The organism is Gryllotalpicola daejeonensis (assembly GCF_039538145.1).
GTDB lineage: Bacteria > Actinomycetota > Actinomycetes > Actinomycetales > Microbacteriaceae > Gryllotalpicola > Gryllotalpicola daejeonensis.
The window spans coordinates 219,617-241,924 of record NZ_BAABBV010000001.1 but is presented as its reverse complement, the minus strand read 5'-3'; the positions used below and the strand labels follow the sequence as shown (position 1 = coordinate 241,924).

The 22,308-nt window shown below is 68.3% G+C and carries 26 protein-coding genes; 12 read left to right on the top strand and 14 right to left on the bottom strand.

What is annotated here, in order from left to right; translation table 11 throughout:
* Window positions 1–35 precede the first annotated feature (35 nt).
* From ABD736_RS01280 to ABD736_RS01255, 6 genes are all read left to right on the top strand, one after another.
* Window positions 36–692, top strand: a complete 657-nt coding sequence (locus ABD736_RS01280; protein ID WP_344789932.1) for a GntR family transcriptional regulator — start codon at window positions 36–38, stop codon at window positions 690–692.
* A gap of 141 nt (window positions 693–833) precedes the next feature.
* A complete protein-coding gene (locus tag ABD736_RS01275; RefSeq protein ID WP_344789931.1) occupies window positions 834–1,535 on the top strand; it encodes an isochorismatase family protein in 702 nt (233 codons plus the stop codon).
* A gap of 251 nt (window positions 1,536–1,786) precedes the next feature.
* The gene (locus tag ABD736_RS01270; RefSeq protein ID WP_344789930.1) at window positions 1,787–2,530 is read left to right on the top strand and encodes an isochorismatase family protein; all 744 of its coding nucleotides are present in this window, start codon (window positions 1,787–1,789) and stop codon (window positions 2,528–2,530) included.
* A 9-nt stretch (window positions 2,531–2,539) separates the two neighbouring features.
* Window positions 2,540–3,379, top strand: a complete 840-nt coding sequence (locus tag ABD736_RS01265) for an ABC transporter ATP-binding protein (protein ID WP_344789929.1) — start codon at window positions 2,540–2,542, stop codon at window positions 3,377–3,379.
* A gap of 2 nt (window positions 3,380–3,381) precedes the next feature.
* Window positions 3,382–4,281, top strand: a complete 900-nt coding sequence (locus ABD736_RS01260) for an ABC transporter permease (RefSeq protein WP_344789928.1) — start codon at window positions 3,382–3,384, stop codon at window positions 4,279–4,281.
* 30 nt (window positions 4,282–4,311) lie between these two features.
* Entirely contained in the window at window positions 4,312–5,382 is a 1,071-nt protein-coding gene (locus tag ABD736_RS01255) for an ABC transporter substrate-binding protein (RefSeq protein ID WP_344789927.1), read from the top strand.
* A 72-nt stretch (window positions 5,383–5,454) separates the two neighbouring features.
* Here ABD736_RS01255 and ABD736_RS01250 read toward each other — a convergent pair whose 3' ends face one another.
* From ABD736_RS01250 to ABD736_RS01225, 6 genes are all read right to left on the bottom strand, one after another.
* Window positions 5,455–6,171: a GntR family transcriptional regulator gene (locus ABD736_RS01250; protein WP_344789926.1), complete on the bottom strand. Its 717-nt coding sequence runs from the start codon at window positions 6,169–6,171 to the stop codon at window positions 5,455–5,457.
* Window positions 6,172–6,214: 43 nt separating this feature from the next.
* Window positions 6,215–6,937, bottom strand: a complete 723-nt coding sequence (locus ABD736_RS01245; protein ID WP_344789925.1) for an isochorismatase family protein — start codon at window positions 6,935–6,937, stop codon at window positions 6,215–6,217.
* A 226-nt stretch (window positions 6,938–7,163) separates the two neighbouring features.
* On the bottom strand, window positions 7,164–7,526 hold the full coding sequence (locus ABD736_RS01240) for an RNA polymerase-binding protein RbpA (protein WP_344789924.1): 363 nt from the start codon (window positions 7,524–7,526) through the stop codon (window positions 7,164–7,166).
* A gap of 94 nt (window positions 7,527–7,620) precedes the next feature.
* A complete protein-coding gene (locus tag ABD736_RS01235; RefSeq protein ID WP_344789923.1) occupies window positions 7,621–8,355 on the bottom strand; it encodes a glycerophosphodiester phosphodiesterase family protein in 735 nt (244 codons plus the stop codon).
* A 55-nt stretch (window positions 8,356–8,410) separates the two neighbouring features.
* Window positions 8,411–9,388 (bottom strand): SPFH domain-containing protein, encoded by a 978-nt coding sequence (locus tag ABD736_RS01230; protein WP_344789922.1) that lies wholly within the window; start codon window positions 9,386–9,388, stop codon window positions 8,411–8,413.
* A 38-nt stretch (window positions 9,389–9,426) separates the two neighbouring features.
* A complete protein-coding gene (locus tag ABD736_RS01225; protein WP_344789921.1) occupies window positions 9,427–9,891 on the bottom strand; it encodes an NfeD family protein in 465 nt (154 codons plus the stop codon).
* Between the two features lie 79 nt (window positions 9,892–9,970).
* Here ABD736_RS01225 and ABD736_RS01220 point away from each other — a divergent pair, with 79 nt between their 5' ends.
* Genes ABD736_RS01220 through ABD736_RS01210 form a run of 3 tightly spaced genes read left to right on the top strand, consistent with a single transcriptional unit; the run spans window position 9,971 to window position 13,401 of the window.
* Window positions 9,971–10,735: an SDR family oxidoreductase gene (locus ABD736_RS01220; RefSeq protein ID WP_344789920.1), complete on the top strand. Its 765-nt coding sequence runs from the start codon at window positions 9,971–9,973 to the stop codon at window positions 10,733–10,735.
* Window positions 10,736–10,742: 7 nt separating this feature from the next.
* On the top strand, window positions 10,743–12,740 hold the full coding sequence (locus ABD736_RS01215; RefSeq protein ID WP_344789919.1) for a S9 family peptidase: 1,998 nt from the start codon (window positions 10,743–10,745) through the stop codon (window positions 12,738–12,740).
* A 58-nt stretch (window positions 12,741–12,798) separates the two neighbouring features.
* Window positions 12,799–13,401, top strand: a complete 603-nt coding sequence (locus ABD736_RS01210; RefSeq protein ID WP_344789918.1) for a TetR/AcrR family transcriptional regulator — start codon at window positions 12,799–12,801, stop codon at window positions 13,399–13,401.
* A 2-nt stretch (window positions 13,402–13,403) separates the two neighbouring features.
* On the opposite strand, the gene ABD736_RS01205 is transcribed toward ABD736_RS01210, so the two are convergent.
* Window positions 13,404–14,072, bottom strand: a complete 669-nt coding sequence (locus tag ABD736_RS01205; RefSeq protein WP_344789917.1) for a VOC family protein — start codon at window positions 14,070–14,072, stop codon at window positions 13,404–13,406.
* A gap of 46 nt (window positions 14,073–14,118) precedes the next feature.
* Between ABD736_RS01205 and ABD736_RS01200 the strand changes: the two genes are divergently transcribed.
* Window positions 14,119–14,988: an LLM class flavin-dependent oxidoreductase gene (locus tag ABD736_RS01200; protein ID WP_344789916.1), complete on the top strand. Its 870-nt coding sequence runs from the start codon at window positions 14,119–14,121 to the stop codon at window positions 14,986–14,988.
* Window positions 14,989–14,991: 3 nt separating this feature from the next.
* On the opposite strand, the gene ABD736_RS01195 is transcribed toward ABD736_RS01200, so the two are convergent.
* The 5 genes from ABD736_RS01195 to ABD736_RS01175 form a co-directional block, all read right to left on the bottom strand.
* Window positions 14,992–15,615, bottom strand: a complete 624-nt coding sequence (locus ABD736_RS01195; protein ID WP_344789915.1) for a dihydrofolate reductase family protein — start codon at window positions 15,613–15,615, stop codon at window positions 14,992–14,994.
* A gap of 13 nt (window positions 15,616–15,628) precedes the next feature.
* Complete coding sequence (locus tag ABD736_RS01190; RefSeq protein ID WP_344789914.1) at window positions 15,629–16,303, bottom strand: TetR/AcrR family transcriptional regulator; 675 nt, start codon at window positions 16,301–16,303, stop codon at window positions 15,629–15,631.
* Between the two features lie 34 nt (window positions 16,304–16,337).
* Window positions 16,338–17,861, bottom strand: coding sequence for an MFS transporter (locus ABD736_RS01185; protein WP_344789913.1), 1,524 nt, complete (start codon window positions 17,859–17,861; stop codon window positions 16,338–16,340).
* 134 nt (window positions 17,862–17,995) lie between these two features.
* Window positions 17,996–18,370 (bottom strand): VOC family protein, encoded by a 375-nt coding sequence (locus ABD736_RS01180; protein WP_344789912.1) that lies wholly within the window; start codon window positions 18,368–18,370, stop codon window positions 17,996–17,998.
* Between the two features lie 38 nt (window positions 18,371–18,408).
* A complete protein-coding gene (locus ABD736_RS01175; RefSeq protein ID WP_344789911.1) occupies window positions 18,409–18,999 on the bottom strand; it encodes a DJ-1/PfpI family protein in 591 nt (196 codons plus the stop codon).
* A 73-nt stretch (window positions 19,000–19,072) separates the two neighbouring features.
* On the opposite strand from ABD736_RS01175, the gene ABD736_RS01170 reads away from it, so the two are divergent.
* On the top strand, window positions 19,073–19,753 hold the full coding sequence (locus ABD736_RS01170) for a nucleoside/nucleotide kinase family protein (RefSeq protein ID WP_344789910.1): 681 nt from the start codon (window positions 19,073–19,075) through the stop codon (window positions 19,751–19,753).
* A 5-nt stretch (window positions 19,754–19,758) separates the two neighbouring features.
* Here ABD736_RS01170 and ABD736_RS01165 read toward each other — a convergent pair whose 3' ends face one another.
* Entirely contained in the window at window positions 19,759–20,220 is a 462-nt protein-coding gene (locus ABD736_RS01165; RefSeq protein WP_344789909.1) for a hypothetical protein, read from the bottom strand.
* Window positions 20,221–20,671: 451 nt separating this feature from the next.
* Here ABD736_RS01165 and ABD736_RS01160 point away from each other — a divergent pair, with 451 nt between their 5' ends.
* On the top strand, window positions 20,672–21,094 hold the full coding sequence (locus tag ABD736_RS01160; RefSeq protein WP_344792182.1) for a Type 1 glutamine amidotransferase-like domain-containing protein: 423 nt from the start codon (window positions 20,672–20,674) through the stop codon (window positions 21,092–21,094).
* A gap of 61 nt (window positions 21,095–21,155) precedes the next feature.
* Here ABD736_RS01160 and ABD736_RS01155 read toward each other — a convergent pair whose 3' ends face one another.
* Window positions 21,156–22,247, bottom strand: a complete 1,092-nt coding sequence (locus ABD736_RS01155; protein WP_344789908.1) for an aldo/keto reductase — start codon at window positions 22,245–22,247, stop codon at window positions 21,156–21,158.
* Between the last annotated feature and the right edge of the window lie 61 nt (window positions 22,248–22,308).

The window sequence follows — 22,308 nt, the reverse complement described above, 5'->3', positions numbered from 1 at the left end:
TTGTATGCGGGACGCGACCAGCGAAGATGGTGGTTATGAAAGACACTTCGAGCCAATCCGGTTCGGCCTATGCGCAGATCAGGGCAGCCATCCTGGACGGAGTGTTCCCGATGGGCTCTGTGCTGACCGAGAACCAGCTCGCCGAATACGTCGGCGCCAGCCGCACCCCCGTGCGCGAGGCGGTGCACAGGCTCGCGCTCGAGCAGGTTCTGCTCAGGGACGAGCGCGGAATCTCGGTGCCAGACCCGGGGCCCGAGGAGATCTTCGAGATCTACGAGACGCGCGGGATCCTGAGCGTCGCGAATGCCCGGCTCGCGGCCGAGCGCCGCACCGAGCTGGACTTGTCCGCGATGGAGCGGCATTCCGCCGATGTGAGCGCCGCGATGGACCGCTCCCACGAAGATCGCGCAGCGGCGCACCACCAGTTCTGCCGCGCCTCGTGGCGCGCCAGCCACAACCGCTCCCTCTACGAGGAGCTCGAGCGCTTCGGCACGACCGACGCACACTTCGGCGGCGTCTCGACACTGAGCCTCCCCGGCCAGTGGGAACGATTGATCACCTACTATCGCGACTACCTCGATGCCCTGGTCGTGCGCGACGCGGACCGCGCCGCGCAGGTGGCCGACGCGAACACGAAGGCTTTCCGGGACGCCCGCCTGCAGATGTGGCGCGAGCGCAATCGCGGCTCCTGACCCCATCTGGGCAAGTTTTCTGACCGACTCACACCTTTTACGCGCCCGTTACAAGGCTTTGTATACAGCCGTATACCCGCTCGCTACCGTGGAATGACGGCGCCCTCAACCGGCGCACACGAGTAGGAGCGGAGAAATCTGATGGCAGCCACCAAGCCCTGGGCCGATCTCATCCCGAGTGATGACCTCGCCAGCTTCAACCGCGGGTTCGACCCGGCCGAGCGCCCGATCACGGCCGGAAGCAAGCCCGCCATCGTCGTCGTCGACATGACCATCGCGTTCGTCGATTCGGCGTACCCCACCGGCCACAGCGAGACCGGCTGGCCCGCCGTCGACGCGAACGCGAAGCTTCTGGAAGCGGGACGCAAGCTCGGCCTGCCGATCTTCTTCACCAAGGCGTACGCCGACCCAGAGCACAAGCCCACTCCCGCGGAGCGCGGCAAGTGGAAGACCGGCGGTCGCAAGCCGGTCGCCTCAGAGCTTCCCCCCGGCGACGTCATCGCGCCGGCGATCGCGCCGCAGGAAGGCGAGATCGTCATCAACAAAGGCGGCAAACCGAGCGGCTTCTTCGGGACACCACTCGCCTCGTTCCTGATCGATGCGGGCGTCGACACCGTCATCGTGACGGGTATGACGACGAGCGGATGCGTCCGCGCGACCGTCCTCGACGCGTTCCAGTACAACTTCAACGTCGTGATCCCGTTCGAGTGCGCGGCCGACCGCAGCCAGATCTCGCACAAGGTGAGCCTCTTCGATCTGCACATGAAGTACGCGGACGTCATCAGCCTCGACGAGACGATCGACTACCTCGAGTCGACCGTCGTCGAGCTCACCGCAGCCTGAGCCCTCGCGGCACAGCCTCGAGCGATGCGGTCATGGCCGCGGGCGTAACGGGCCTCGGCCATGGCCGATCAATTTCCGGCGAAACCACAAAACTCTTTCACTGAAACAGCTGATCAGGCGCATAAATCGAATGTTCCCATGTGGCGAAACCCTGCGGCAACTGCAGTGATTCAGCGCCGAAATTCCGATCGTCAACCATATCGATACGGGCGGCGACCCAGAACCGCCCCCGCAGTGACAGGAGAACTGAAATGCGTATTTGGGACGAATTCCTCACTGACCTCGACCAGCAGGTCTTCGCAGCGAGCGGCTATGGCTCGTTCCTCGGCTTCGGCGAGCGCCCGGCGATTCTCATCGTCGACGTCAACTACGCCTTCACCGGCGACAAGGACGAGCCGCTGCTCGACTCGATCAAGAAGTGGCACAACAGCTGTGGGCCCCGCGGCTGGGCCGCGATCCCGTACATCCAGCAATTGCTCGAGGCCGGGCGCGCGAAGAACCTGCCGATCTTCTACTCGACCGGCTACCCGCCTCGCGCGGACAAGATCGGCCGCGGCCTGTGGCGCAACGCTCGTCGCACCGAGGTCGATCCGCCGGTCGGCATCGTCGGCACGGACATCGTGGCCGAGATCGCGCCGCAGGAGCGCGACGTGCTGATCCGCAAGACCAGCCCCAGCGTGTTCTTCGGCACCGCGCTCATGTCGTACCTGACTCAGCTCAAGGTCGACTCCCTGATCGTGTGCGGCACCACGACCTCGGGCTGCGTCCGCGCGACCGTGATCGACGCCTTCGCGAACAACCTGCGCGTGGCCGTTGCCGAGGAATGCACCTTCGACCGCGGCGAGGCATCGCACGCCATCAACCTCTTCGACATGAACGCCAAGTACGCAGACGTGATGTCGACGACGGAGATCACCGACTACATCGGCGGACTGCCGGCGGACCTGTACGAGGGCATCCTCGCGCCGGCCGTCGAGGCCACCGCCCTCGCTTAGGAGACTGACATGACCGCCGTTCTAGATACCGTGACGCGCTCGACCCCGGCCGGCTCCGCCGGCGCCACCGGAGTACTCGAGGTCCGCGGGATCTCGAAGAGCTTCCCCTCCCGCACCGACGGCAAGGCAGCGCCGACGTTCGTGCCTGCCCTGTTGCCGACCGACCTCGTCGCAAAGCCCGGTGAGTTCGTCACTATCGTCGGCCCCTCTGGCTGCGGCAAGAGCACCCTGTTCTCGATCGTCGCCGGGCTCGAGCACCCGACCGACGGCGGCGTCTTCATCGACGGCGTCGACCACACGGCGGAGGCGGGGCTGGTGGGCTACATGCTGCAGAAGGACATGCTCCTTCCGTGGCGAACCGTGTTGAACAACGTGATCCTCGGACTCGAGATCCAGGGGGTGCCGCGCGAGGCATCAGTCGCCGCCGCACGCCCGCTGCTGCAGCGCTACGGTCTGGGCCAGTACGAAGACGCGAAACCGGCGCACCTGTCCGGTGGCATGCGTCAGCGGGCGGCGCTGCTGCGCACCCTGCTGTTCAACCGGCAGATCATGCTGCTGGACGAGCCCTTCGGCGCCCTGGACGCGCAGACGCGCCTTCAGATGCAGCTCTGGCTGCTCGACGTGCAGGCCACGTTCAAGAAGACCATCGTCTTCGTCACCCACGACATCGATGAGGCCGTGTTCCTCTCCGACCGCATCTACGTGATGAAGGGGCGCCCCGGCGCCGTGGCGGAGGTCATCGATGTCGACCTTCCGCGCCCCCGTGCCGCGAGCGTGTCGGGGACGCCCCGCTTCGTCGAGCTCCGCGAGCACGTCCGCCAGCTTCTGATGAACAACGAGGAGGTCTGACCATGAGCGCACTGACCGCGCGAATCGCCCAGCTCGAGCCCGCCGAGGACACGCGCACCTCGACCGAGATCCTCCAGCAACTCGACTCTCTGATGCGGCCCGCCGCTGTGCGCGGGCGCCGACTCGCGACGCAGGGCACCTCGAAAGCGCGACCTGGGGTCGTTTGGGCGCTGCGCTGCGCCGTCGTCGTCGTCATCATCGGCGGGTGGCAGCTCGGAACCGCTCTCGGATTCGTCGACAAGTTCTTCTGGAGCTCCCCGGCGCTCATCTGGCAGAAGGCGGTGGAGCAGTTCACGACGGGCACCATCCTCTCGGACATCGGCTTCACCCTGAGCGCCGCCATTCTCGGCTTCATCTTGGGCACGATCATCGGCACGGCCCTCGGCTTGTCGTTCTGGTGGTCGAAGATCTACCTGAAGACCGCCGAGCCGTTCGTGATCATGTTCGAGGCCATCCCGAAGCTCGCACTTGCGCCGATCATCGTGCTCGTCCTGGGCCTCGGCCTGCAGTCGAAGGTCGTGCTGGCCACGGCGATGGTCATGGCAGTCCAGGCGCTCAACGCCTCGGCCGGGGTGCGCACCGTCGACAAGGACATCATCCGCATGATGTACAGCCTCGGCGCGAGCCGCGGAAAGGTCTTCCGCAGCGTCGTCGTCCCCTCCACGCTCCCGTGGATCATCTCGGGGCTGCGCGTCACCATCGGACTCGCCCTCGCCGGCGCGATCGTCGGTGAGTTCATCGGCTCCAACCACGGCGTTGGGCGGCTCATCGTCTACGCCGGGTCGACCTACGACATCGCCCTGATCTGGGTCGGCGTCTTCGTGCTCGCGGCGCTCTCCGTGCTTCTCTACGTCGGCGTCGGATTCATCGAGCGCCGCCTCAGCCACAGCATCACCGACTGACCCCTGGCCTCCGAAACGATTGGCAATCACATGAAACTCCGACCAACGCTGGCGATCGCCGCCGTCGCCTCCCTGACCGCAGTCCTGGCCCTGACCTCATGCTCCGCCGGGTCGTCGGGCTCGATCCACGACGCCGAGCCGGCGTCGGGCAAGACGCTGCTGGTAGCCGAGCCCGCGCACAACCTCGGCTACCTGCCGCTCTACGTCGCGATCGACGAGGGCATCTTCACGAAAAACGGCCTGAGCGTGAAGTACGACACCGAGAGCAGCGGCGGCGGCGCACACGTCAACGCGGTGCTGAGCGGCAAGGCATACGGATTCATCGGCGGCCCCGAGCACAACGGCTTCGTCCTCAGCCAGGACGGCGGCTCTGCGACCCAGATCAAGAGCATCGCGAACGTGGTCAACCGCGTGAACGTCTACATGGTGGCGCGCAAGGGCGTGAAGACGCCGTCGAGCATCACGGATCCGAAGAAGCTCGCCGACTTCCTGAAGGGCAAGAAGGTCATCGTCGGCGCCTACGGCGGCACCCCAAACTCGGTGCTGCGCTACGTGCTGGCGAAGGGAGGGCTGAAGACGACCGACCTCAAGATGCAGGAGGTCGCGGATGCCAACGCGCCGCTCGCCGCGCTGAAGACCGGCCAGGCCGACTTCGCGGTGATCGCCAACCCGCAGATGCAGCAGGGCATCGACGAGGGCATCTTCCAGAAGCCCTTCGTCAGCTTCCCCCAGATGTTCGGGCCTGATGCCTACTCGACCATCAACGTTCCGGTGAAAACGTATTCGACCGCCTTCGGCAAGAAGACGGCCGATGCTTTCGTCAAGTCGATGTCGGAGGCCCTGTCGAAGGTGCAATCCGACCACTCGCTGGCCATCAAGGTCGCCCAGAAGGAGTTCCCCAACCTGCCGCCCGACACGATCAAGAAGATCATCGAGACCTGCTACCAGGACAAGCTCTGGGCCGATGACGCCAGCGTCTCCAAGGAGGCCACCGACATGGAGCTCGACATCGTTCGCACCGCGGGCGTGCTCAAGGACAAGGACAAGCCGGCCACGTACAAGGATGTGGTCGACATGAAGTTCCTCGACGACACGAAGTAGGGCAGACACACCGAGGGGCGGCCCATCCGGGCCGCCCCTCGGTGTGTCTGCCCTCCCGGCACAACGTGCGGTCTAGTCGTATTCGGTGGTGTAGGTGAGGGTGAAGCGATCGGAGCGGCATTCCGCGTAGCCCAGCTCGAGACAGGCGCCATGCGCGTCCTCTATCGATCGCTCGATGTGCACGACCGGCACCCCGGGCTCGACCCGCAGCTGAATCGAGGTTCTGGCGTCGGCCGCGACCGCCCGCATCCGCCGAGTTGCACGCACGGGCGCTGTGGGCGCCAACGAGCGCACGAGCTTGAACATGTCGACCGCGTCGAACTCGTCGCCCTCGAGCAGGGGCGCCGCCCAGCGCAGCGGCAGATAGGTCGTCCACGTGCTGAAAGGGACGTCGTCGACGAAGGTCGTGCGCTCCCAACGCAGGAATCCACCCGCGCTCTCGCCGAAACGGGCATGCAGCAGCGGACTGCTCGCCACGACCGTCTTGCCGACCGTGTGTCGGCGCACCCGCTGCTCTCTGCCGCCCACGAGGTCCGACATGCCCATGTCCTTGGCGGTGCGGTTGACCGGGTCGACCGCGATCGTGGTGCCGATTCCGCGCTTGCGGGTGACGAGCCCCTCGTTCGCGAGCATCGCCAGCGCGAGCCGCACGGTGTTCCGCGAGACCTGGTATTCCTTGGCCAGCGACTCCTCCGTGCGGCTGAGCACCTCGACATCGCCATCGACGAACAGCTGCGACCAGATCATGTCGCGCACGTAATGCGCGTCGGCCGTCGCTGAACGGCCCACGCGTGGAGTGTCGGGTGATCGGGCCATGTTGCCCGCGCTCAGTTCACGCCGCTGCCGTGGCCCGGTTGTAGGAGTCGATCCAGGCGATCACGGCGTCGGTGGACAACACGTCGGCGTACTTCTGGTGCAGATCGAAGAGGTTGATCGCGCGGGAGGCCTCGTGGCGGTCGTAGACGCACTCCTCGGCGACGATGACCCGGTAGCGATAGCTCGCGGCGTCGACCGCCGAGGCCCGGACGCACCCGGACGCGGCTTCGCCGCCCACGATGAGGGTGTCCACGTCGAGGAAGTTGAGCAGGCTCTGCAGGGGAGTGCCGAAGAACGCACTCGGCGCGGTCTTCTGGAACACGACCTCGCCCTCGATCGGTGCGCACTTCTCGACGATGCGGTACTTGTCGCCCGCGCCCGCCTTCTCCGGCGTGATGACGCCGCGCGCGTCGCCGGCGTGGATCGACGGGTTCCAGCCCGGCATGTTGTTGCCGTGCATCCCGGTCACATGGATGACGGGGATGCCGGCCGCCCGAGCGTGCTCTAGCAGCGTCGCGATGCGGTCGGCGGCCTCGTGCGCTTCGGCGCCGATGGAACCGGGCTTCGTGCGCACGGCGTCGAGGATATCCACGCCGGGCTCCGAGAACACCCCCTCGTAGTTGTCGACCATCAGCACCGCGGGCCGCTCGCCGAAGCCAACGCGCTTGCCTTCGCCGACGATCGCCAAGTGCGCCTTGTCGCGCTCGCTGAGGAAGTCGTCCCACACTCGCTTGGTCATCGCCGTGCTCCGTTCCGTCGTCAGATCGTCAACGCTTTACGGGAAGTCGACCACCGGGCTGTGTCTGCGCCGTGTCACCGCGGTAACGCGAAGTTTCGCCGCCCCGATGTCCGGATTTCCGCGGCTGCCCTGGCCGTTCCGCCGCCGTCGATCGCCGAGCGCATACGTAGAGGGCCGGATCCTCTCGGACCCGGCCCTCGTCGGTCTGACGTCTGACGCGCCCGGCTCAGGCGTTCTGCTCCTGCCCGCGACGCGAGCGCAGGTAGTTGAGGCGCCCCTGCAGCAGCTCCTCGAGCTCTGCCTCGGTGCGCCGTTCGAGCAGCATGTCCCAGTGGCTGCGCGGGGCCTTGGCCTCTGCGCGGTCCACCTCGACGGGCTTGTCGTCGACCAGCAGGGTGGCCTCCTGGCCGCAGTAACGGCACTCCCAGGTCTCGGGGGCTTCCGCCTCGGCGGCGAACACCATGGTGGTCTCGCGGCCGCAGCTGGCGCACGCGTAGGTGTGCGTGGCGCGCGGCGAGAAGCTCACGCCCTCTTCGCTCTGCAGGCTCTGAGCACCGAGCCTCATTCCACGTAGGCTTCGATCTGCCATTCGGGGCTCCTTCACGCTCGATACGAATTCCGATACGAATTCATGAATTCGAAACGCCTCAGCGTTCCCGGAGCTTCCCAGTGAAGCGGCAGACTCAGGGGTTTGCCAGGTGGTTGACAACCCGCAGTGCGATGTCGGCGCGATCAGTCACGATGCCGTCGACGCCCATCGCGAGCAGACGCCGCATGTCGGCTTCGTCGTTGACCGTCCACACGTGCACCTCGACGCCGGCGCGCTGCACGGCACGGATGAAGCGGGGCGTCACGACCGTGAGCGGCCCCTGACGTTCGGGCACCTGCACGGCGTCGACGCCGTTGAGCGCCGCGCGCACGACGGAGCCGAGGCCGAGCCGCGCGCCGATCAGCGCCCAGATCACGCCGCGCTGGGACGCCGAGGTCGCCACGGGGTGTCCATTGCCGAGCGCGGCGAGCACCGCCTTGCGGGTGCTGTCGTCGAAGCTCGTCACGAGCACCCGGTCGGTGGCGCCCGCGTCGAGGATCGCCGCGGCCGCGGCATCCGCCGCCGCCCTGGTCTTCACATCGATGTTGAAGCGCGCGTCAGGAAAGGCGTCGAGCGCCTCGGCGAGCGTGCAGAACGAGGCGCCGTCGCCCAGCTCGATCTTCGCGAGCTCAGCACGCGTCAGCTGGTCGACGCGCGCCTCGCGACCCGCGAGCCGCGTGAGGTCGGGGTCGTGGCTGACGATCGCGACGCCGTCGGCGGAGGCGTGCACGTCGGTCTCCACATACGCAGCGCCCGCCGCCAGCGCGTTCGCGAAGGCGAGCAGTGTGTTCTCGGGCGCGGCGGTCGCGAGGCCGCGGTGCGCGAGCACCCGCGGGCGCGGCAGCGCGAAGTAGCCGCCATCTCGGCCGGGGGAGACCAGAGCGCTACTCCGCGGCGTGGGCGCCGGATGACGGCGTGGGCGCCGGCGCCGTCGCGGGGGCCGCGCCCGGCGCGTTGCTCGCGGTCGGCACGCTGCCGCCCGGTACCTTGCCGAACGCGCCGCTGAAGCCCTCGAGCGCCTTCGTGAGCTCTGAAGGGATCATCCAGACCTTGTTGGCCTGGCCGTTCGCGATCAGCGGCAGCGTCTGCAGGTACTGGTAGGCGAGCAGCAGGTCGTCGGGCTTGCCCGCGTGGATGGCTGAGAAGACCGTGTCGATCGCCTTCGCCTCGCCCTCCGCGCGCAGCACCGCGGCCTGCTTGTCGCCCTCCGCCTTGAGGATCGCGGCCTGCTTGAAGCCCTCGGCGTTCAGGATCTCGGCCTGCTTCGTGCCCTCTGCGTTCAGGATCGCGGCGCGGCGGTTGCGCTCTGCGCGCATCTGCTGCTCCATCGAGTCCTGGATCGAGGCGGGCGGGTCGATCGACTTGAGCTCGACGCGGCCGACGCGGATGCCCCACTTGCCGGTGGCCTCGTCGAGAACGATGCGCAGCTGCGAGTTGATGTTGTCGCGGCTCGTGAGCACCTCTTCGAGGTTCATGCCACCGACGACGTTGCGCAGGGTGGTGGTGGTCAGCTGCTCGACCGCGGCGAGGTAGTTCGCGATCTCATAGGTCGCCGCACGGGCATCCGTCACCTGGAAATAGATGACCGTGTCGATCGAGACGACCAGGTTGTCCTCGGTGATCACGGGCTGCGGCGCGAACGAGACGACCTGCTCGCGCAGGTCGATGAGCGGCCGCAGGTGGTCGATATAGGGCACGAGCAGGTTGAGGCCCGGGGTGAGCGTCTTGTGGTAGCGACCGAGCCGCTCGACCACGCCGGCGCGCGCCTGCGGCACGATGCGGATCGCGCGGAAGATCGTCACCAGCACGAAGATGATGACGATCACCACCACGATCGCGATGATCACTTCACCTGGTGTCATGACGACCTCTCTGTTGTCTCTGCGTGCACTCGCACGGCTCAGCCGAGCGGCGCGCCGCTCGCCTCGGGTTCGATGACGACGGATGCCCCGTCGACGGCCAGCACACGCACATGGGTTCCCGGGCCGAGCACGGGGGCGGTCTCGCTGCCGAGCCGAGCGCTCCACGTCTCGCCGTTCGCGAGCTTCACCTGACCGCCGCTCTGCGAGACCTGGATGAGCACCTGGCCCGTCGTGCCGACGATCGCGTCGATGTTGCTCTTCGCGGGGTCCGCGCCGCGCCGCAGGGCGTTGAGCAGCGGCGGCCGCAGCAGAAAGGTGCTGAGAATGGCGATGACGGCGGCGATCACGACCGCGAGCCACACCGGGGCGCCGAGCAGGTCGGCGATCAGGCCGCCGAGCGCGCCGAGAGCGAGCAGCATGAACTCGATCTCGGTCGTGAGCATCGCGATGGCCACGAGCACAATGATCAGAGCGGCCCAGACGACCCACTCGAACCCACCCATGAGCCTCACCCTACTGTCATTGGTAGGGTCGATGGGGGCTTTTGATCAGCCCGATTCTGACCCCCATTAGGAGTTCCTCGTGACCAACCCCCTCGCCCCCGGCTCGCTCGCAGGCAAGCGCGTTCTCGTCACCGGGTCCAGCCGCGGGATCGGCGCCGACACGGTCGGCTATTTCGCCGAGGCGGGCGCGAAGGTGGTCATCAACTACCGCAACAAGGCGGCCCGCGCCGAGAAGCTGCAGGCGCAGCTCGCCGAGAAGGGCGCGGAGTCGCTCGTCATCGCTGCGGACCTCACCGATCCGGCATCCGTCGCCGCCATGTTCGCGCAGGTGAAGGACGCCTGGGGCGGCCTCGACATCCTCGTGCTGAACGCGTCCGGCGGCATGGAGGCCGGGATGGGCGAGGACTACGCGCTGCGCCTCAACCGCGACGCGCAGGTCTCGGTGCTCGAGACCGCGCTGCCGCTCTTGGCGCAGGGCGGCCGGGTGGTCTTCGTCACGAGCCACCAGGCGCACTTCATCCGCACCACGCCGACCATGCCCGAGTACACGCCGGTGGCCGAATCGAAGCGCGCGGGCGAAGACGCGCTGCGCGAACGAATCCCTGAGCTCGACGCCCGTGGCATCGACTTCGTGGTCGTCTCGGGCGACATGATCGAGGGCACGATCACCGCCACCCTTCTGAACCGTCTCAACCCCGGGGCGATCGACGAGCGCCGCAAGTCGGCCGGGAAGCTCTACAACGTGTCCGAGTTCGCGGCCGAGGTCGCACTCGCGGCCGTCGAGCCCGTTCCCGCCGACCACACGCGCCTCGTCGGTGACACCTCGGACTTCGTCGAAGAGTAGGAGCACTATGAAGCCGCGCGATCTTCCGCTGATCAACACCGTCTCGAGCCCGTCGATCAGCCCGCGCGGCGGTGCCGCCGTGATCTCGGTCACGCGGCCCGATCTCGACGCTGACGCCTACGTCGGCCAGCTGTGGATCGTGCCCCTATCGGCGCACGGCGGCGCCCCATTCCGCCTGACCCGTGGTTTCCGCGACACCGCGCCGCAGTTCTCGCCGAACGGCGAGCTGATCGCGTTCCTGCGCGCAGAGCCCGGTGCCCCCGCGCAGCTCTACGTGGTCGACGCGGGCGGCGGCGAGCCGGTGCAGGTCACCGACCGGAAGCTCGGCGTCGGCCGGTTCGCCTGGTCGCCCGACAGCACGACGCTCGCCTTCTCGAGCCGCGAGCCCGAGCAGGGCCGCTACGGCACGGTCGAGGGCCTCGGCTCTGATGCCGAGCCGCCCCGCCGTTTCGACGTCTTCAACCGCACCTCCAACGGCCTCGGCTACTACCTCGACCGCCCGAACCTGCTGTTCGTCGTCCCCGTGCCCGACGTGCAGGCCGAGCCCGTCGTGCAGCCGGTCGCCTCGCCCGAGGGGCCGGCAGAGCCGCGCCCGACGGTCGCCGAGCCGCGCCGCGTCTCGCAGCACGAGGTCGACCACGGCGACTTCGCCTTCTCGCCCGACGGGCAGACGCTCGCCGCGGTCGCCGCCGTGCACGAGACGCGCGATGAGGACCTCCGCTCGAGCGTCGTGCTGCTGCCCGTCTCCGGCGAGGGGGATGCCGTCGACGCGACGTTCGAGCACGGCAGCTTCGGCGTCGACGCCGTCGAGTACGGCCCGGACGGCCGGCTGTTCTTCCTCGCCGGAGAGCTCGGCGAGGACGGCCTGGATTTCATCGGCCGCAACTCCTCGCTCTACGTCATCGAGCAGCCGGGGCAGGCGCCACGGCGCCTCACCGACCCCGCGCAGTACGACATCGGCGGCGGGGGCATGCAGCCGACGATCGTCACGCGACCCGACGGCTCGGTGCTCGTCATCAACGGCAGCCGCGGCACGCACCAGCTGCTGCATGTGGATTCCGCAGGCACGGTGAGCGCACTCACCGAGGGCGCGATCGAGGTGAGCGGGGCGGATGCCGCGGGCCAGACGATCGTCGTCAGCTACTCGGCCCCCGACAGCTACGGCGATGTCGCCGTGGTCGAGGCCGGCGGCCTGCGGCGTCGCACCGACTTCTCGGCGGCGCTGCGTGAGACCGGCGTCGTCACGCCCACCGAGCTCGAGACGCCCAGCAAAGACGGCTACCCCGTGCACGGCTGGGTCGCGGTGCCGGAGGGCGACGGCCCCCACCCCGTGCTGCTGATGATCCACGGCGGCCCGTTCGCCGAGTACGGCGTCCACCTGTTCGACGAGACGCAGGTGCTGGTCGACGCAGGCTACGCCGTCGTCTACTGCAACCCGCGGGGCAGCCGCACGTATGGGCAAGAGCACGGCCGAAGCATCCGGCAGTCCATGGGCACCGTCGATCTCGACGACGTGCTCGCGTTCCTCAATGCGGCGGTCGCGGCCGACTCCCGGCTCGACGGCGCACGCGTCGGCATCCTCGGCGGCTCTTATGGCGGCTATCTGACGGCCTGGACGATTGCGCACGACCAGCGCTTCGCCGCCGCCATCGTCGAGCGCGGGTTCCTCGACCCCGAGTACTTCGTCGGCACGAGCGACATCGGCTCGTTCTTCGGCCAGCAGTACGTCGGCGAGGACCCGGAGCGCATCGCGGCGCAGAGCCCGCAGGCCGTCGTCGACCGCGTCGCCACGCCGACGCTCGTGCTGCACTCCGAGCAGGATCTGCGCTGCCCGCTGGGACAGGCCGAGCGGTACTTCCATTCGCTGAAGCGCAACGGCGTCGAGGCCGAGCTGGTCGTCTTCCCCGGCGAGAACCACGAGCTGAGCCGCGCCGGCCGCCCGCGGCACCGCCTCCAGCGCTTCGAGATCATCCTCGACTGGTGGGCCAGGCACCTGCCGGTGTGACCCCGGCCGCGGCGCACCGGGGCTTTCGCCGCGCCGCACGCGGTGCCAGGGTGTGACCGTGAGTGACGCCCAGAGACACGACGCGATTCTGGATGCCGCGCGCGAGGTCTTCCGTGACGTCGGCTTCAACGGCGCCACGCTCGTGCGCATCGCCGTGACCGCCGGGGTGACCTACGCCGAGCTCGTCGACGAGTTCCCCGACAAGGACGCGCTGCTGCACGAGGTGCTGCGGCTGCGCGACGCCGAGGACGACGAGCGCATGGATCTCGACGCCATCACCGATGCGGATGCCGCGCTCGAGGCTGTCGTCGACATGGTGCGGCGCAACATCGAGAGCAAGGGCATGGTCGAGCTGTTCACGGTGCTGGCGGGGGAGTCCGTGAGCGAGAGCAACCCGGGCCATGCCTTCTTCGCACAGCGCTACGCCGAGCGGCGCGAGCGGATCGCCCGCACCTACCGGCGCGGCGCCGAGGCCGGAGTACTGCGCCCGGACTGGGACCCCGACCTGTCCGCCGTGGTGCTGCTGGCGCTGCTGGACGGGCTGCAGATCCAGTGGCTGCTGTCCGGCGGCGAGATCGACATGGTCAACATCATGCGGCGGCATCTGAACCGGCAGATCGTGCGACCGGAGGCGCCGGATGATTCCGACGTGAACGCCTAGCGCTACCAGCCGCTGAAGCCGTCGGGCCAGGGGGCGACGTCGACCTCGTTGCCTTCCGGGTCCGCAAGCGTCCACCAGTTCGGGCCGTTGTCGCGCACCACGCTGCCGCCGGCGGCAAGGGCGGCCTCGACGCGCTGCGGCGCGACGTCGGCCGGCACGTACAGGTCGACATGGATGCGGTTGCGCTGCGGCCGGGGTGCGTCCATCTGCTGGAACCACACGTTCGGGCCGAACGCGGCGGGGTCCGTGACGTCCTCGTCACCGACCAGCTCGTAGCCGAGCACCACAGCCCAGAACGGCCTCAGCTTCGCGATGTCGAGGGCATCGATCGCGATCTGCAGTGCCTGCACGCGGCTCGGGTCGGGCTCGATGCCCAGTGCATGCGCGGCGTCGGTGATCTGCGCAGCGAGGGCGGCGTCGCGCTCGCTCAGCATCCACCCCTGCTCCTTCACCTCGTGCGTCTGCAGGCGCACCTGCACGCCGGGGTACCGCAGGTCGACGTCGGGGTGGTGGTTCGCGGCATCCGCCAGCTCGCCGATCCGCGTGACGAGCTCGACGCCCTTCGCGAAGGAACCGGTCGGGAAGTACGTCGCGGCGCCCGTCGAGATGACGCGCCACCCGTCGACGCCGGGGAACTCGTGGAAGCGCTGCGAGGTGATCGACTCGACCATGCGCCACACCGTACGCGTTGTCGGTGGCGCCCTCTAGCCTCGTGGCATGACATCACTCGGTGTGATCTTCCAACCGTGGTCGGCCCCCGAGCGGCTGCGCGAAGCGGCGCTCGCCGCCGAACGCGCCGGCCTCGACGAGTTCTGGGTGTGGGAGGACTGCTTCAAAGAGAGCGGCATCGCCTCGATCGTGGCGGCGCTCTCGGTCACCGAGCGGCTGAGAGTGGGCGTCGGCATTCTGCCCATGCCGTTGCGCAACGTGGCGCTGCTCGCGATGGAGGCCGCGCTGATCGAGCGGCTCTTCCCCGGCAGGCCGCGCTTCGGCCTCGGCCACGGGGTGCTCGACTGGATGGGGCAGGCGGGCGCCCGCGTGGCCTCACCGCTCACCCTCATGCGCGAATACGTGCCGGCGCTGCGGCGGCTGCTCGCGGGCGAAGAGGTAACGGTCTCCGGCCGCTACGTGAACCTCGACCGCGTCAAGCTCGACTGGCCGCCCGCGGCGCCCGTTCGCATCCTCGGTGCCGCCGAGGGACCCAAGACGACCGCGCTCGTCGGCGAGGTCGCCGACGGCATCGTCCTGACCGGCGGCTGGAGCGCGGGCATGGTGCGTGACAGCGTGGCGCGCGCGACGCAGGCGAGATCGGATGCCGGAATCGACGGCCCCTTCGACGTCGCGGTGTTCCTGATGGCGGATTTCGGCGACGGCGCCGCCGAGCGCATGGAGACCGAGTTCGATGCCTGGCGGATGACGGGGGAGCGGCGCTATGCCGCGGCCGGTTCAGTCGAGCAGGTCGCGGCGACGGTGCGCGAGGTGTTCGAAGCGGGTGCGACCTCGGTGCTGCTGCAGTCGCGCACGAACCTCGACGATCTCGAGGGCTTCGCGGCGAACGCCGGCGAAGTCGCGCGGTTGCTGCGCTGAGGCTCAGCCTTCCTGCACGACCGCAGCCATGTCACCGGTCGTCACGTCGCGGTCGGTCAGCCGATAGCGCAGCTGGACCACCCCGTTCGGCGAGGTGGCCGCGGGCTCGACGAGCGCGAGCGAGGCGGGCACGGCACCGCTCTCGAACACCTTCTTGCCCGTGCCGAGGATGATCGGGTGCACCCAGAGGTTCAGGAAGTCGAAGAGCCGCTCGCGCAGCAGGGTCTGCACGAAGTCGAGGCTGCCGATCACGTGGGTGCTCGCGTGCCGCTCGCGCAGCTGTGCCACCTCTGCGGCGAGATCGGTGCCGAGCTGCGTCGTCCCGCTCCACTCCAGCGCCGGAGCGCCCCGGGAGGCGACGTACTTCGGGATCCGGTTGAACAGGGTGCCGATCTGATCCGACTGGTGCGGCCAGTACGCGGCGAAGATGTCGTAGGTCTTGCGACCGAGCAGCAGGGCGTCGAGTGTTTCCATGCCGGCCCCGACCCATTGGCCCACGACCTCATCGATCAGCGGAGCCTGCCAGCCGCCCCAGGGGAACCCGCCCTCGTCATCCTCCTCGGGGCCACCGGGAGCCTGCGCCACGAGGTCCACGGTGGTGAAGAGGTCGATGTGGATCTCACCCATGGCGGTGAGCGAATCAGTGTTTCTTCATCGCCGCAAGAGCGGCGTCGAGCTCGTCGACACTGAACGCCGCCTCGGGAAGCTTGCCGCACTGGGAGTTGCGCAGCCCGTCGAGCAGCAGCCACAGGTAGCGCTTCCAGACCGGGCGCCCGACCGCATCACTCGCGGCGAAGGTCGTGCCCATCATGAGGAGGATGGCGGCGATGTCGGTGGCGGAGGCGTCTGCCCTCAGGCATCCGTTCTTCTTCGCTCGCTCGACGAGAGCCGTGACGGGCTCGAACAGCGCCTCGCGCACCGTCTCGAACTTGCCGTCGACGTGCAGCGACTGGTCGCCCATGGTTCCGGCCATGATGAGGTCGTGCAGGCCGCGGTCTTCGGCCTGCTTCTCGATCGTCGACTCGACGAAGCCGACCAGCGCTTCCCACGGGTCCTCGACCTCGAGTGCCGCATTCGCCGACTCGACCAGCTGCTCGAAGTCGTCGGCGAAGATCGCGGCGGCGAGCTCCTGCTTGTTGGCGAAATGGCGATAGGCGGTGCCGACGCCGACGCCGGCATGGTGGGCGATCTCGTCGAGCGTCGCCTCGAGGCCGCGGGCCGCGAACACCTCACGGCCCGCGTCGAGTAGAAGACTGCGGTTGCGGGCCGCATCACGGCGAAGCGGCCGGGTAGGGGAATCCGCAGTGTGAGTCACACTGGTTCTCCTTCCCGGCCGCATCGGCGCATGCCTATGCGTGAATCATTGCAGGCTCGCCCGAGGAGTGGACGAATTCTTCCGGCACGCCGCGGCGCAGCACGAGCGCTGTGACCACTGCACCGCCCGCGAAGATCGCCGCCGCGAGCCAGAACGCCACGTGGTACCCCTCGATCGCGCCCTGCGCCTGCACGGCGAGCGCTGCCTGCTTGGTGACCGCCTTCGCGAGGTGGTCGGTCACGTACGCGGTGATCGTACTGGTCGCGATGGTGTTGAGCAGTGCGGTGCCGATCGAACCGCCGACCTGCTGCACCGTGTTGACGGTGGCCGAGCCGACGCCGGCGTCCTCAGGGTCGAGGCGCAGGGTCGAGATGCTCATCGCGATCGAGAACAGCGTGCCCATGCCGAGGCCGAGCAGGATGAGGCCGGGCAGCACGTCCTTGGCGTAGTCGCCGACGACGCCGATGTGGGTGAAGGTCGCGAGACCGATCGCGCCGAGCAGCATTCCGATGGGCACGAGGATCTTCGGGCTCACCCGGCGCTGCAGCCGCGGCATGATCACGGCCGCGGTGAGCACGATCGCGCCAGGCAGCGGCAGGAAGGCGACACCGGTCTTGACCGCGCTGTAGCCGAGGTTCGACTGCAGGTAGTAGGTCATGAACAGGAACACGCCGAACATACCGGTGGTCGCGAGGAACATGGCGAGCAGGCCGCCGCCGCGGTTGCGGTCGAGCACGATGCGCAGCGGAAGCAGGGCGTGCTTCGAGCGGGCTTCGATGATGACGAAGGCGATGAGCAGGATGCCTGCGGCGATCAGGAACCCGATCGTCTTGCCGTCGCCCCAGCCGTCGGTGTCGGCGAGTGAGAAACCGTAGACGAGGGCGAAGAGGCCGGCCGTGATGGTGACCGCGCCCGGCAGGTCGAGCTTCGGGCGATGGGCGCTGGCGCTGTGGCGCAGCAGCACGAAGGCGCCGATCAGAGCAGGAATCGCGAAGAAGATGTTCACGAACATGGTCGCGCGCCACGAGAAGTACTCGGTCAGCACGCCGCCGAGCAGCAGCCCGAGCGCGGCGCCGCCGCCGCCGATGGCGCCGAAGATGCCGAAGGCGCGGCCGCGCTCCTTGCCGTCGACGAACGTCGTGGTGAGGATCGCGAGCACGGCAGGGGCCAGGATCGCACCGAAGGCGCCCTGCACGACGCGCGCCGAGACCAGCATCGCGAAGTTGGTGGCGAGGCCGCCGAAGGCGGAGGCCAGCGCGAAGCCGGCGAGGCCGATGATCAGCGCCCATTTGCGGCCGAAGAGGTCGGCAAGACGGCCGGCGAAGAGCAGCAGGCTGCCGAAGGCGAGGGTGTAGCCGGTGATGATCCACTGGCGGTCGTTGTCGCTGAACGAGAGGGCCTTCTGCGCAGTCGGCAGAGCGATGTTCACGACGGTGGAGTCGAGGATGACCATGAGCTGGGCCAGTGCCAGCACGACGAGGATGATCCAGCGACGCGAGTGGTGATGCTCGGCGTGCGGATCGGCGCTCACAGTGGGCGCGACGGCGGTAGCAGACAAGAGGGCTCCCGAGGACTAGAGCTGGATTCGGAGAGAAGTACTCCGTTTACTCTAGGTCGAAAACGGAACCCATACCTCCGGATAACCTGGGCATCCGGTTTCGGGCAGATGAACTGGGGGAGTGCTGACGGTTCTCAGCTCGCGACCCGTGGCTTGAGCAGGCAGAACTCATTGCCCTCAGGATCCTGCAGGACGTGCCAGGATTCCTCGCCGGTCTGGCCCACATCCGCCGGCCGGGCGCCGATGCTCAGCAGTCGTTCCAGCTCTGCGTCCTGATCACGGTCGGTCGGGTTCAGGTCGATGTGCAGCCGCAGCCGCTCGGGTCGCGGATCGGTGCTCACGACGAAGAACAGCGTCGGCTGCAGGCCGCCGAAGCCTTCGGCGGGCCCGACTTCGGCGTAGCCCTCCCCGCTGTCGATCACGGTGAAGCCGAGAACCTCGGCCCAGAACTCCGCCAGTCGCTGCGGGTCCTCGCACTTGATCACGAGTTCAGAGAAACGAGATGCCATGCGGCGAACCTAGCGGGATCACGGGGGAGTGGCACGGGTCAGCCGCGGTCAGGCCACATCCACTCCATCTCATCCTCGACCGCGGCGCGGGCATCGTCGCCCGCGAGCTCGCCGACGATCGCCAGCGCAAGGTCGGTCCCGGCGGACACGCCGGCCGAGGTGCGGATGCGATCGGACGAGCGCACGAAGCGGCGGCCTCGCAGAATCGTGGTCGTGGGCGATGCGGCCTGAAGCTCGTCGAACGCACCGTGGTGCGTGGTCGCCTCGAGTCCGTCGAGCAGCCCCGCAGAGCCGGCGATGAGCGCACCCGTGCACACGGTGAGCAGCAGCGAGGCATCCCCGGCCCGCTCGCGAACCCAGGTGAGCACGCGCTCATCGCGTTGCAGCGCGCGCGACCCGCGGCCGCCGGGGATGACGAGGATGTCGGCGGCGGGCGCGTCCTGGAGCGTGAAGTCGGGGATGACCGCGAAGCCGCCGCGACCGACTGGGCGCGCCGTGACCCCGACGGATGCCACCGAGAACGCGCTCGGCGTCGTCAGCTCGCCCGCGACGTTGAACACCTCGTACGGGCCGGCGTAGTCGAGCACTTCCATGCCGTCGAAGGCGAGGATCTGGACGCGGTGGGTCATGCAGCAAAGGTACCGATAGCGTCATTCCACCGGTTCGCAAGGCAGGAACCGGCTCGCAAGGCAGGGGAGCGGCGTGGAACGAGCGGAGTTGCTGGATCAGGTCGCCACAGCGCTCGCCGCACGAGATCCGGGGCATCCGCTGCGAGTCGGTGTCGACGGCGTCTGCGGAGCCGGGAAGACGACCTTCGCGGCCGAGCTCGCCGCACGGCTCGCCAAAACCGAACGCCCGGTCATCCACCTCGACCCGGACGGCTTCCATAACGTGAGGAAGATTCGCTACCAGAGGGGGAGAGACTCGGCTCGCGGCTACTACGAGGACGCGTTCGACTTCGCCTCTCTGCGACGGCTGACGCTCGAGCCGCTCGGCCCTGGCGGCGACCTGCGGTACGCCGCGCATGTTCACGACCTGGCGACCGACGAAGTCGAGCCGAGATTCGCTGTTGCGCCCAGGAACGCGATCGTCGTCTTCGATGAGACGTTCCTGCAACGCGACGAACTGCGTGCCTGCTGGGACGAGGTGATCTTCCTCGACGTGCCAAGGCGACGTGCTGTCGAACGCGGCGTGCGGCGCGACTCGGAACGCCTGGGCGGCGACGACGCAGCGCGCGACGCCTACGAGCGGCGCTACATGGCGGCCTGCGACATCTACCTCACGGAGCAGAATCCGCGGGCTCGAGCGAGCATCGTGATCGACAACGACGACCCGCAGCACCCGCAACTACTCCTGGTCCGGACCGGAGATGCCGCGAACTGAGCGCGTCAGCCGCCGATCCCGAGCTCGGTTCCCGGCGGTGCGGTGGCGCAGACCGAGTCGGCGGCCTTCGTGAACGCGTCTGCGCGGATACCTGAACCGGAGCCGATCGGCGTGACAGTGAAAATCAGGGCTTCCAGCGACAACAGCGACGGCTCGTCCACGACGAATCCGCCGACGTTGGTCTCGTCGCCCACTCGCACGTTGCCAGTGGCGGCATAGACCTTCATGCCCGCGCTCGGGTGCGACTCCAGCCAGGCCATCGTGTCGTCGGCCGACATGTGGGGAAGCGTCCAGTACCCGACGGCATCCGCCATCGGCGCGCACCACATCTCAGTGCCGGCGCCGTCGGCGACGCCCGCGGGTTGGGTGCCGGACTTCGCTGCGCCGGGCGGGACGACAGCCCCGGCCAGCCAGCCGTCCGCTTTGTGCTGTGAAGCCGCGTCGACCTTTGCCCCCGGGTCGGCCACCGGAAACTGCGGCGCGGCATCTGCGCTGGCTGACGCACTCGGGCTCGATGTTCTTGCCGGAGGAGCAGCGTGCGCGCTTGCGTGCGTGCCCGTGCACGCCGTGAGCGACGATCCCGCCGCCAGCAGAAGTGCCGTCGCTGCGAGACCGGCGCGGTGTGCTCGTCGTTGCCACATAGAAGTGACCTCTGCTTTCTTCCAGCCCGAATCTAGACGAACGCATATCGGTCGGCAAACAGACACGACTTGCGAAACGTCGCAGGCTTGTTTCTCGCGTATCGGCGCGGCGGCGGCCGCTCACCGACTCGAGCCGCGACGGTGAGGCGTCAGGCACAGCCCGTCGGCGTGGACGCAGCCAACGCAGGGTTGACGGATCCTCTCGTCGAATGGCGACCGGCGGCCATCGTCACGAACCCGGATCGCCAGTTTCCGATAATGCCAGTTATGTCAAGTAATCGATTCGGAACCCCACGCATGGACGTCGACCGGCCTGGCTCGCCTGCTGTGCGAGCTGCTCGACGCGAAGGTCTATGTCGGCTGGAGCGCCGGCTCGATGATCTTCTCGCGCCGGCACAACGACGTGGTCGACACCTTCGAGGCCGCGCGCGACGAGATCAACATGCTGGGGCTCTCGGCAGTGGGCCCCGCCCTTCCGCTCCTCGACTGGGTGCTCATGCCACATCTCGGCGCGTCATTCTTCCCGTGGGCGACGGATGAGTGGGCCGCCGAATCCGCCGCTCGCCTCAAAGCGCCCGTCTGGTTCCTCGATGATGCGAGCGCGCTGCTCGTCACCGACGCGGCCGTCGAGCCCGAGGTCGTCTCCCAGGGCCACTGGCTGAGGTTCGACGAGACCGGGGCGCTCGTCTCATCGCGATAGGCCGCGCCGTGGCCGCGTACCGCGCTGCACTCCCCTGCCTGCGCCCGACGACCACGACACGCTATTTCGTCGGCGGCGTCATGGGCGCCGCCTGGCCTTCGACCGTTGGCGCGGGGCTCTGCGAGGCCGGGACGGCCGCACGCTCGGCCACCCGGCGCCGGCGCATGCCTGAGTCACCAACCTCCGGCCCGCGATAGACCATGTCCATCGCGCCGACACTCTCCCCCGGCGGCACGATCGCGTCGATGCGGTCGAGGATCTCGTCAGAGAGCGCGACGTCGACGCCGGCCAGCGTGTCCTCGAGCTGCTCCATCGTGCGGGGCCCGGCGATCGCCGAGGTCACGCCCGGGTGCGCGATGACGAATGCCATCGCAAGGTGCGTCAGCTTGATGCCCACCTCGTCCGACAGCGCGACGAGCTGCTCGACCGCGGCCAGACGACGCTCGTCGCGGAAGTGCCGCATCCCGGTGCGCGCCGACCGGAAGTTGTCGTTCTGCTGCCCCGCCCGATACCGGCCCGTCAGCGTGCCGCCGGCGAGCGGGCTGTACACCAGGGTTCCCATGCCGTAGCGCTGTGCGACCGGCAGGATCTCACGCTCGATCTCGCGATCGAGGATCGAATAGTTCGGCTGCTCAGTGCGGAAGCGCTCGAAGCCGCGGCGCTCGGCGACCCACTGCGCCTCGACGATCTCGGAGCCGCGCATCGACGACGAGCCGATCGCCCTCACCTTCCCCTGCCGCACGAGGTCCGTGAGCGCAGAGAGCGTCTCGTCGATGTCGGTCTCGGGGTCAGGGCGATGCAGCTGATACAGATCGATGTGGTCGGTCTGCAGGCGACGCAGCGAGCGCTCCACGGCCTGCACGATCCACCGGCGTGAGGCACCGCGGTGGTTGAGGTCGTCGTCGACGGCTCCCCAGAACTTCGTGGCGAGCACGACGGCGTCGCGGCGCCCCTTGAGCGCCTCCCCCACGACCTCCTCGGAGTCGCCGTAGCGGTCGGCGGTGTCGATGAAGTTGATTCCTGCGTCGAGCGCACGATGGATGATCCGGATGCCCTCTCTCCGGTCCGGGTTGCCGAGCGACCCGAGCATCATGGCTCCGAGCGCGTACGGGCTGACCTTGATTCCCGTGCGGCCGAGGGTGCGGTATTGCATGGCTACTCCCCTACTGGCATCCGTTCGAATGCCGTGAGACGATGGAAAACGGAACAACGTT

What these genes read in the sequence shown, in the direction of transcription:
- ABD736_RS01230 (WP_344789922.1), bottom strand. Translation starts at nt 9,388, where the DNA reads ATGACACCAGGTGAAGTGATCATCGCGATCGTGGTGGTGATCGTCATC.
- ABD736_RS01275 (WP_344789931.1), top strand. Translation starts at nt 834, where the DNA reads ATGGCAGCCACCAAGCCCTGGGCCGATCTCATCCCGAGTGATGACCTC.
- ABD736_RS01265 (WP_344789929.1), top strand. Translation starts at nt 2,540, where the DNA reads ATGACCGCCGTTCTAGATACCGTGACGCGCTCGACCCCGGCCGGCTCC.
- ABD736_RS01180 (WP_344789912.1), bottom strand. Translation starts at nt 18,370, where the DNA reads ATGGCATCTCGTTTCTCTGAACTCGTGATCAAGTGCGAGGACCCGCAG.
- ABD736_RS01175 (WP_344789911.1), bottom strand. Translation starts at nt 18,999, where the DNA reads ATGACCCACCGCGTCCAGATCCTCGCCTTCGACGGCATGGAAGTGCTC.
- ABD736_RS01155 (WP_344789908.1), bottom strand. Translation starts at nt 22,247, where the DNA reads ATGCAATACCGCACCCTCGGCCGCACGGGAATCAAGGTCAGCCCGTAC.
- ABD736_RS01200 (WP_344789916.1), top strand. Translation starts at nt 14,119, where the DNA reads ATGACATCACTCGGTGTGATCTTCCAACCGTGGTCGGCCCCCGAGCGG.
- ABD736_RS01245 (WP_344789925.1), bottom strand. Translation starts at nt 6,937, where the DNA reads ATGACCAAGCGAGTGTGGGACGACTTCCTCAGCGAGCGCGACAAGGCG.
- ABD736_RS01195 (WP_344789915.1), bottom strand. Translation starts at nt 15,615, where the DNA reads ATGGGTGAGATCCACATCGACCTCTTCACCACCGTGGACCTCGTGGCG.
- ABD736_RS01270 (WP_344789930.1), top strand. Translation starts at nt 1,787, where the DNA reads ATGCGTATTTGGGACGAATTCCTCACTGACCTCGACCAGCAGGTCTTC.
- ABD736_RS01225 (WP_344789921.1), bottom strand. Translation starts at nt 9,891, where the DNA reads ATGGGTGGGTTCGAGTGGGTCGTCTGGGCCGCTCTGATCATTGTGCTC.
- ABD736_RS01215 (WP_344789919.1), top strand. Translation starts at nt 10,743, where the DNA reads ATGAAGCCGCGCGATCTTCCGCTGATCAACACCGTCTCGAGCCCGTCG.
- ABD736_RS01255 (WP_344789927.1), top strand. Translation starts at nt 4,312, where the DNA reads ATGAAACTCCGACCAACGCTGGCGATCGCCGCCGTCGCCTCCCTGACC.
- ABD736_RS01280 (WP_344789932.1), top strand. Translation starts at nt 36, where the DNA reads ATGAAAGACACTTCGAGCCAATCCGGTTCGGCCTATGCGCAGATCAGG.
- ABD736_RS01260 (WP_344789928.1), top strand. Translation starts at nt 3,382, where the DNA reads ATGAGCGCACTGACCGCGCGAATCGCCCAGCTCGAGCCCGCCGAGGAC.
- ABD736_RS01240 (WP_344789924.1), bottom strand. Translation starts at nt 7,526, where the DNA reads ATGGCAGATCGAAGCCTACGTGGAATGAGGCTCGGTGCTCAGAGCCTG.
- ABD736_RS01205 (WP_344789917.1), bottom strand. Translation starts at nt 14,072, where the DNA reads ATGGTCGAGTCGATCACCTCGCAGCGCTTCCACGAGTTCCCCGGCGTC.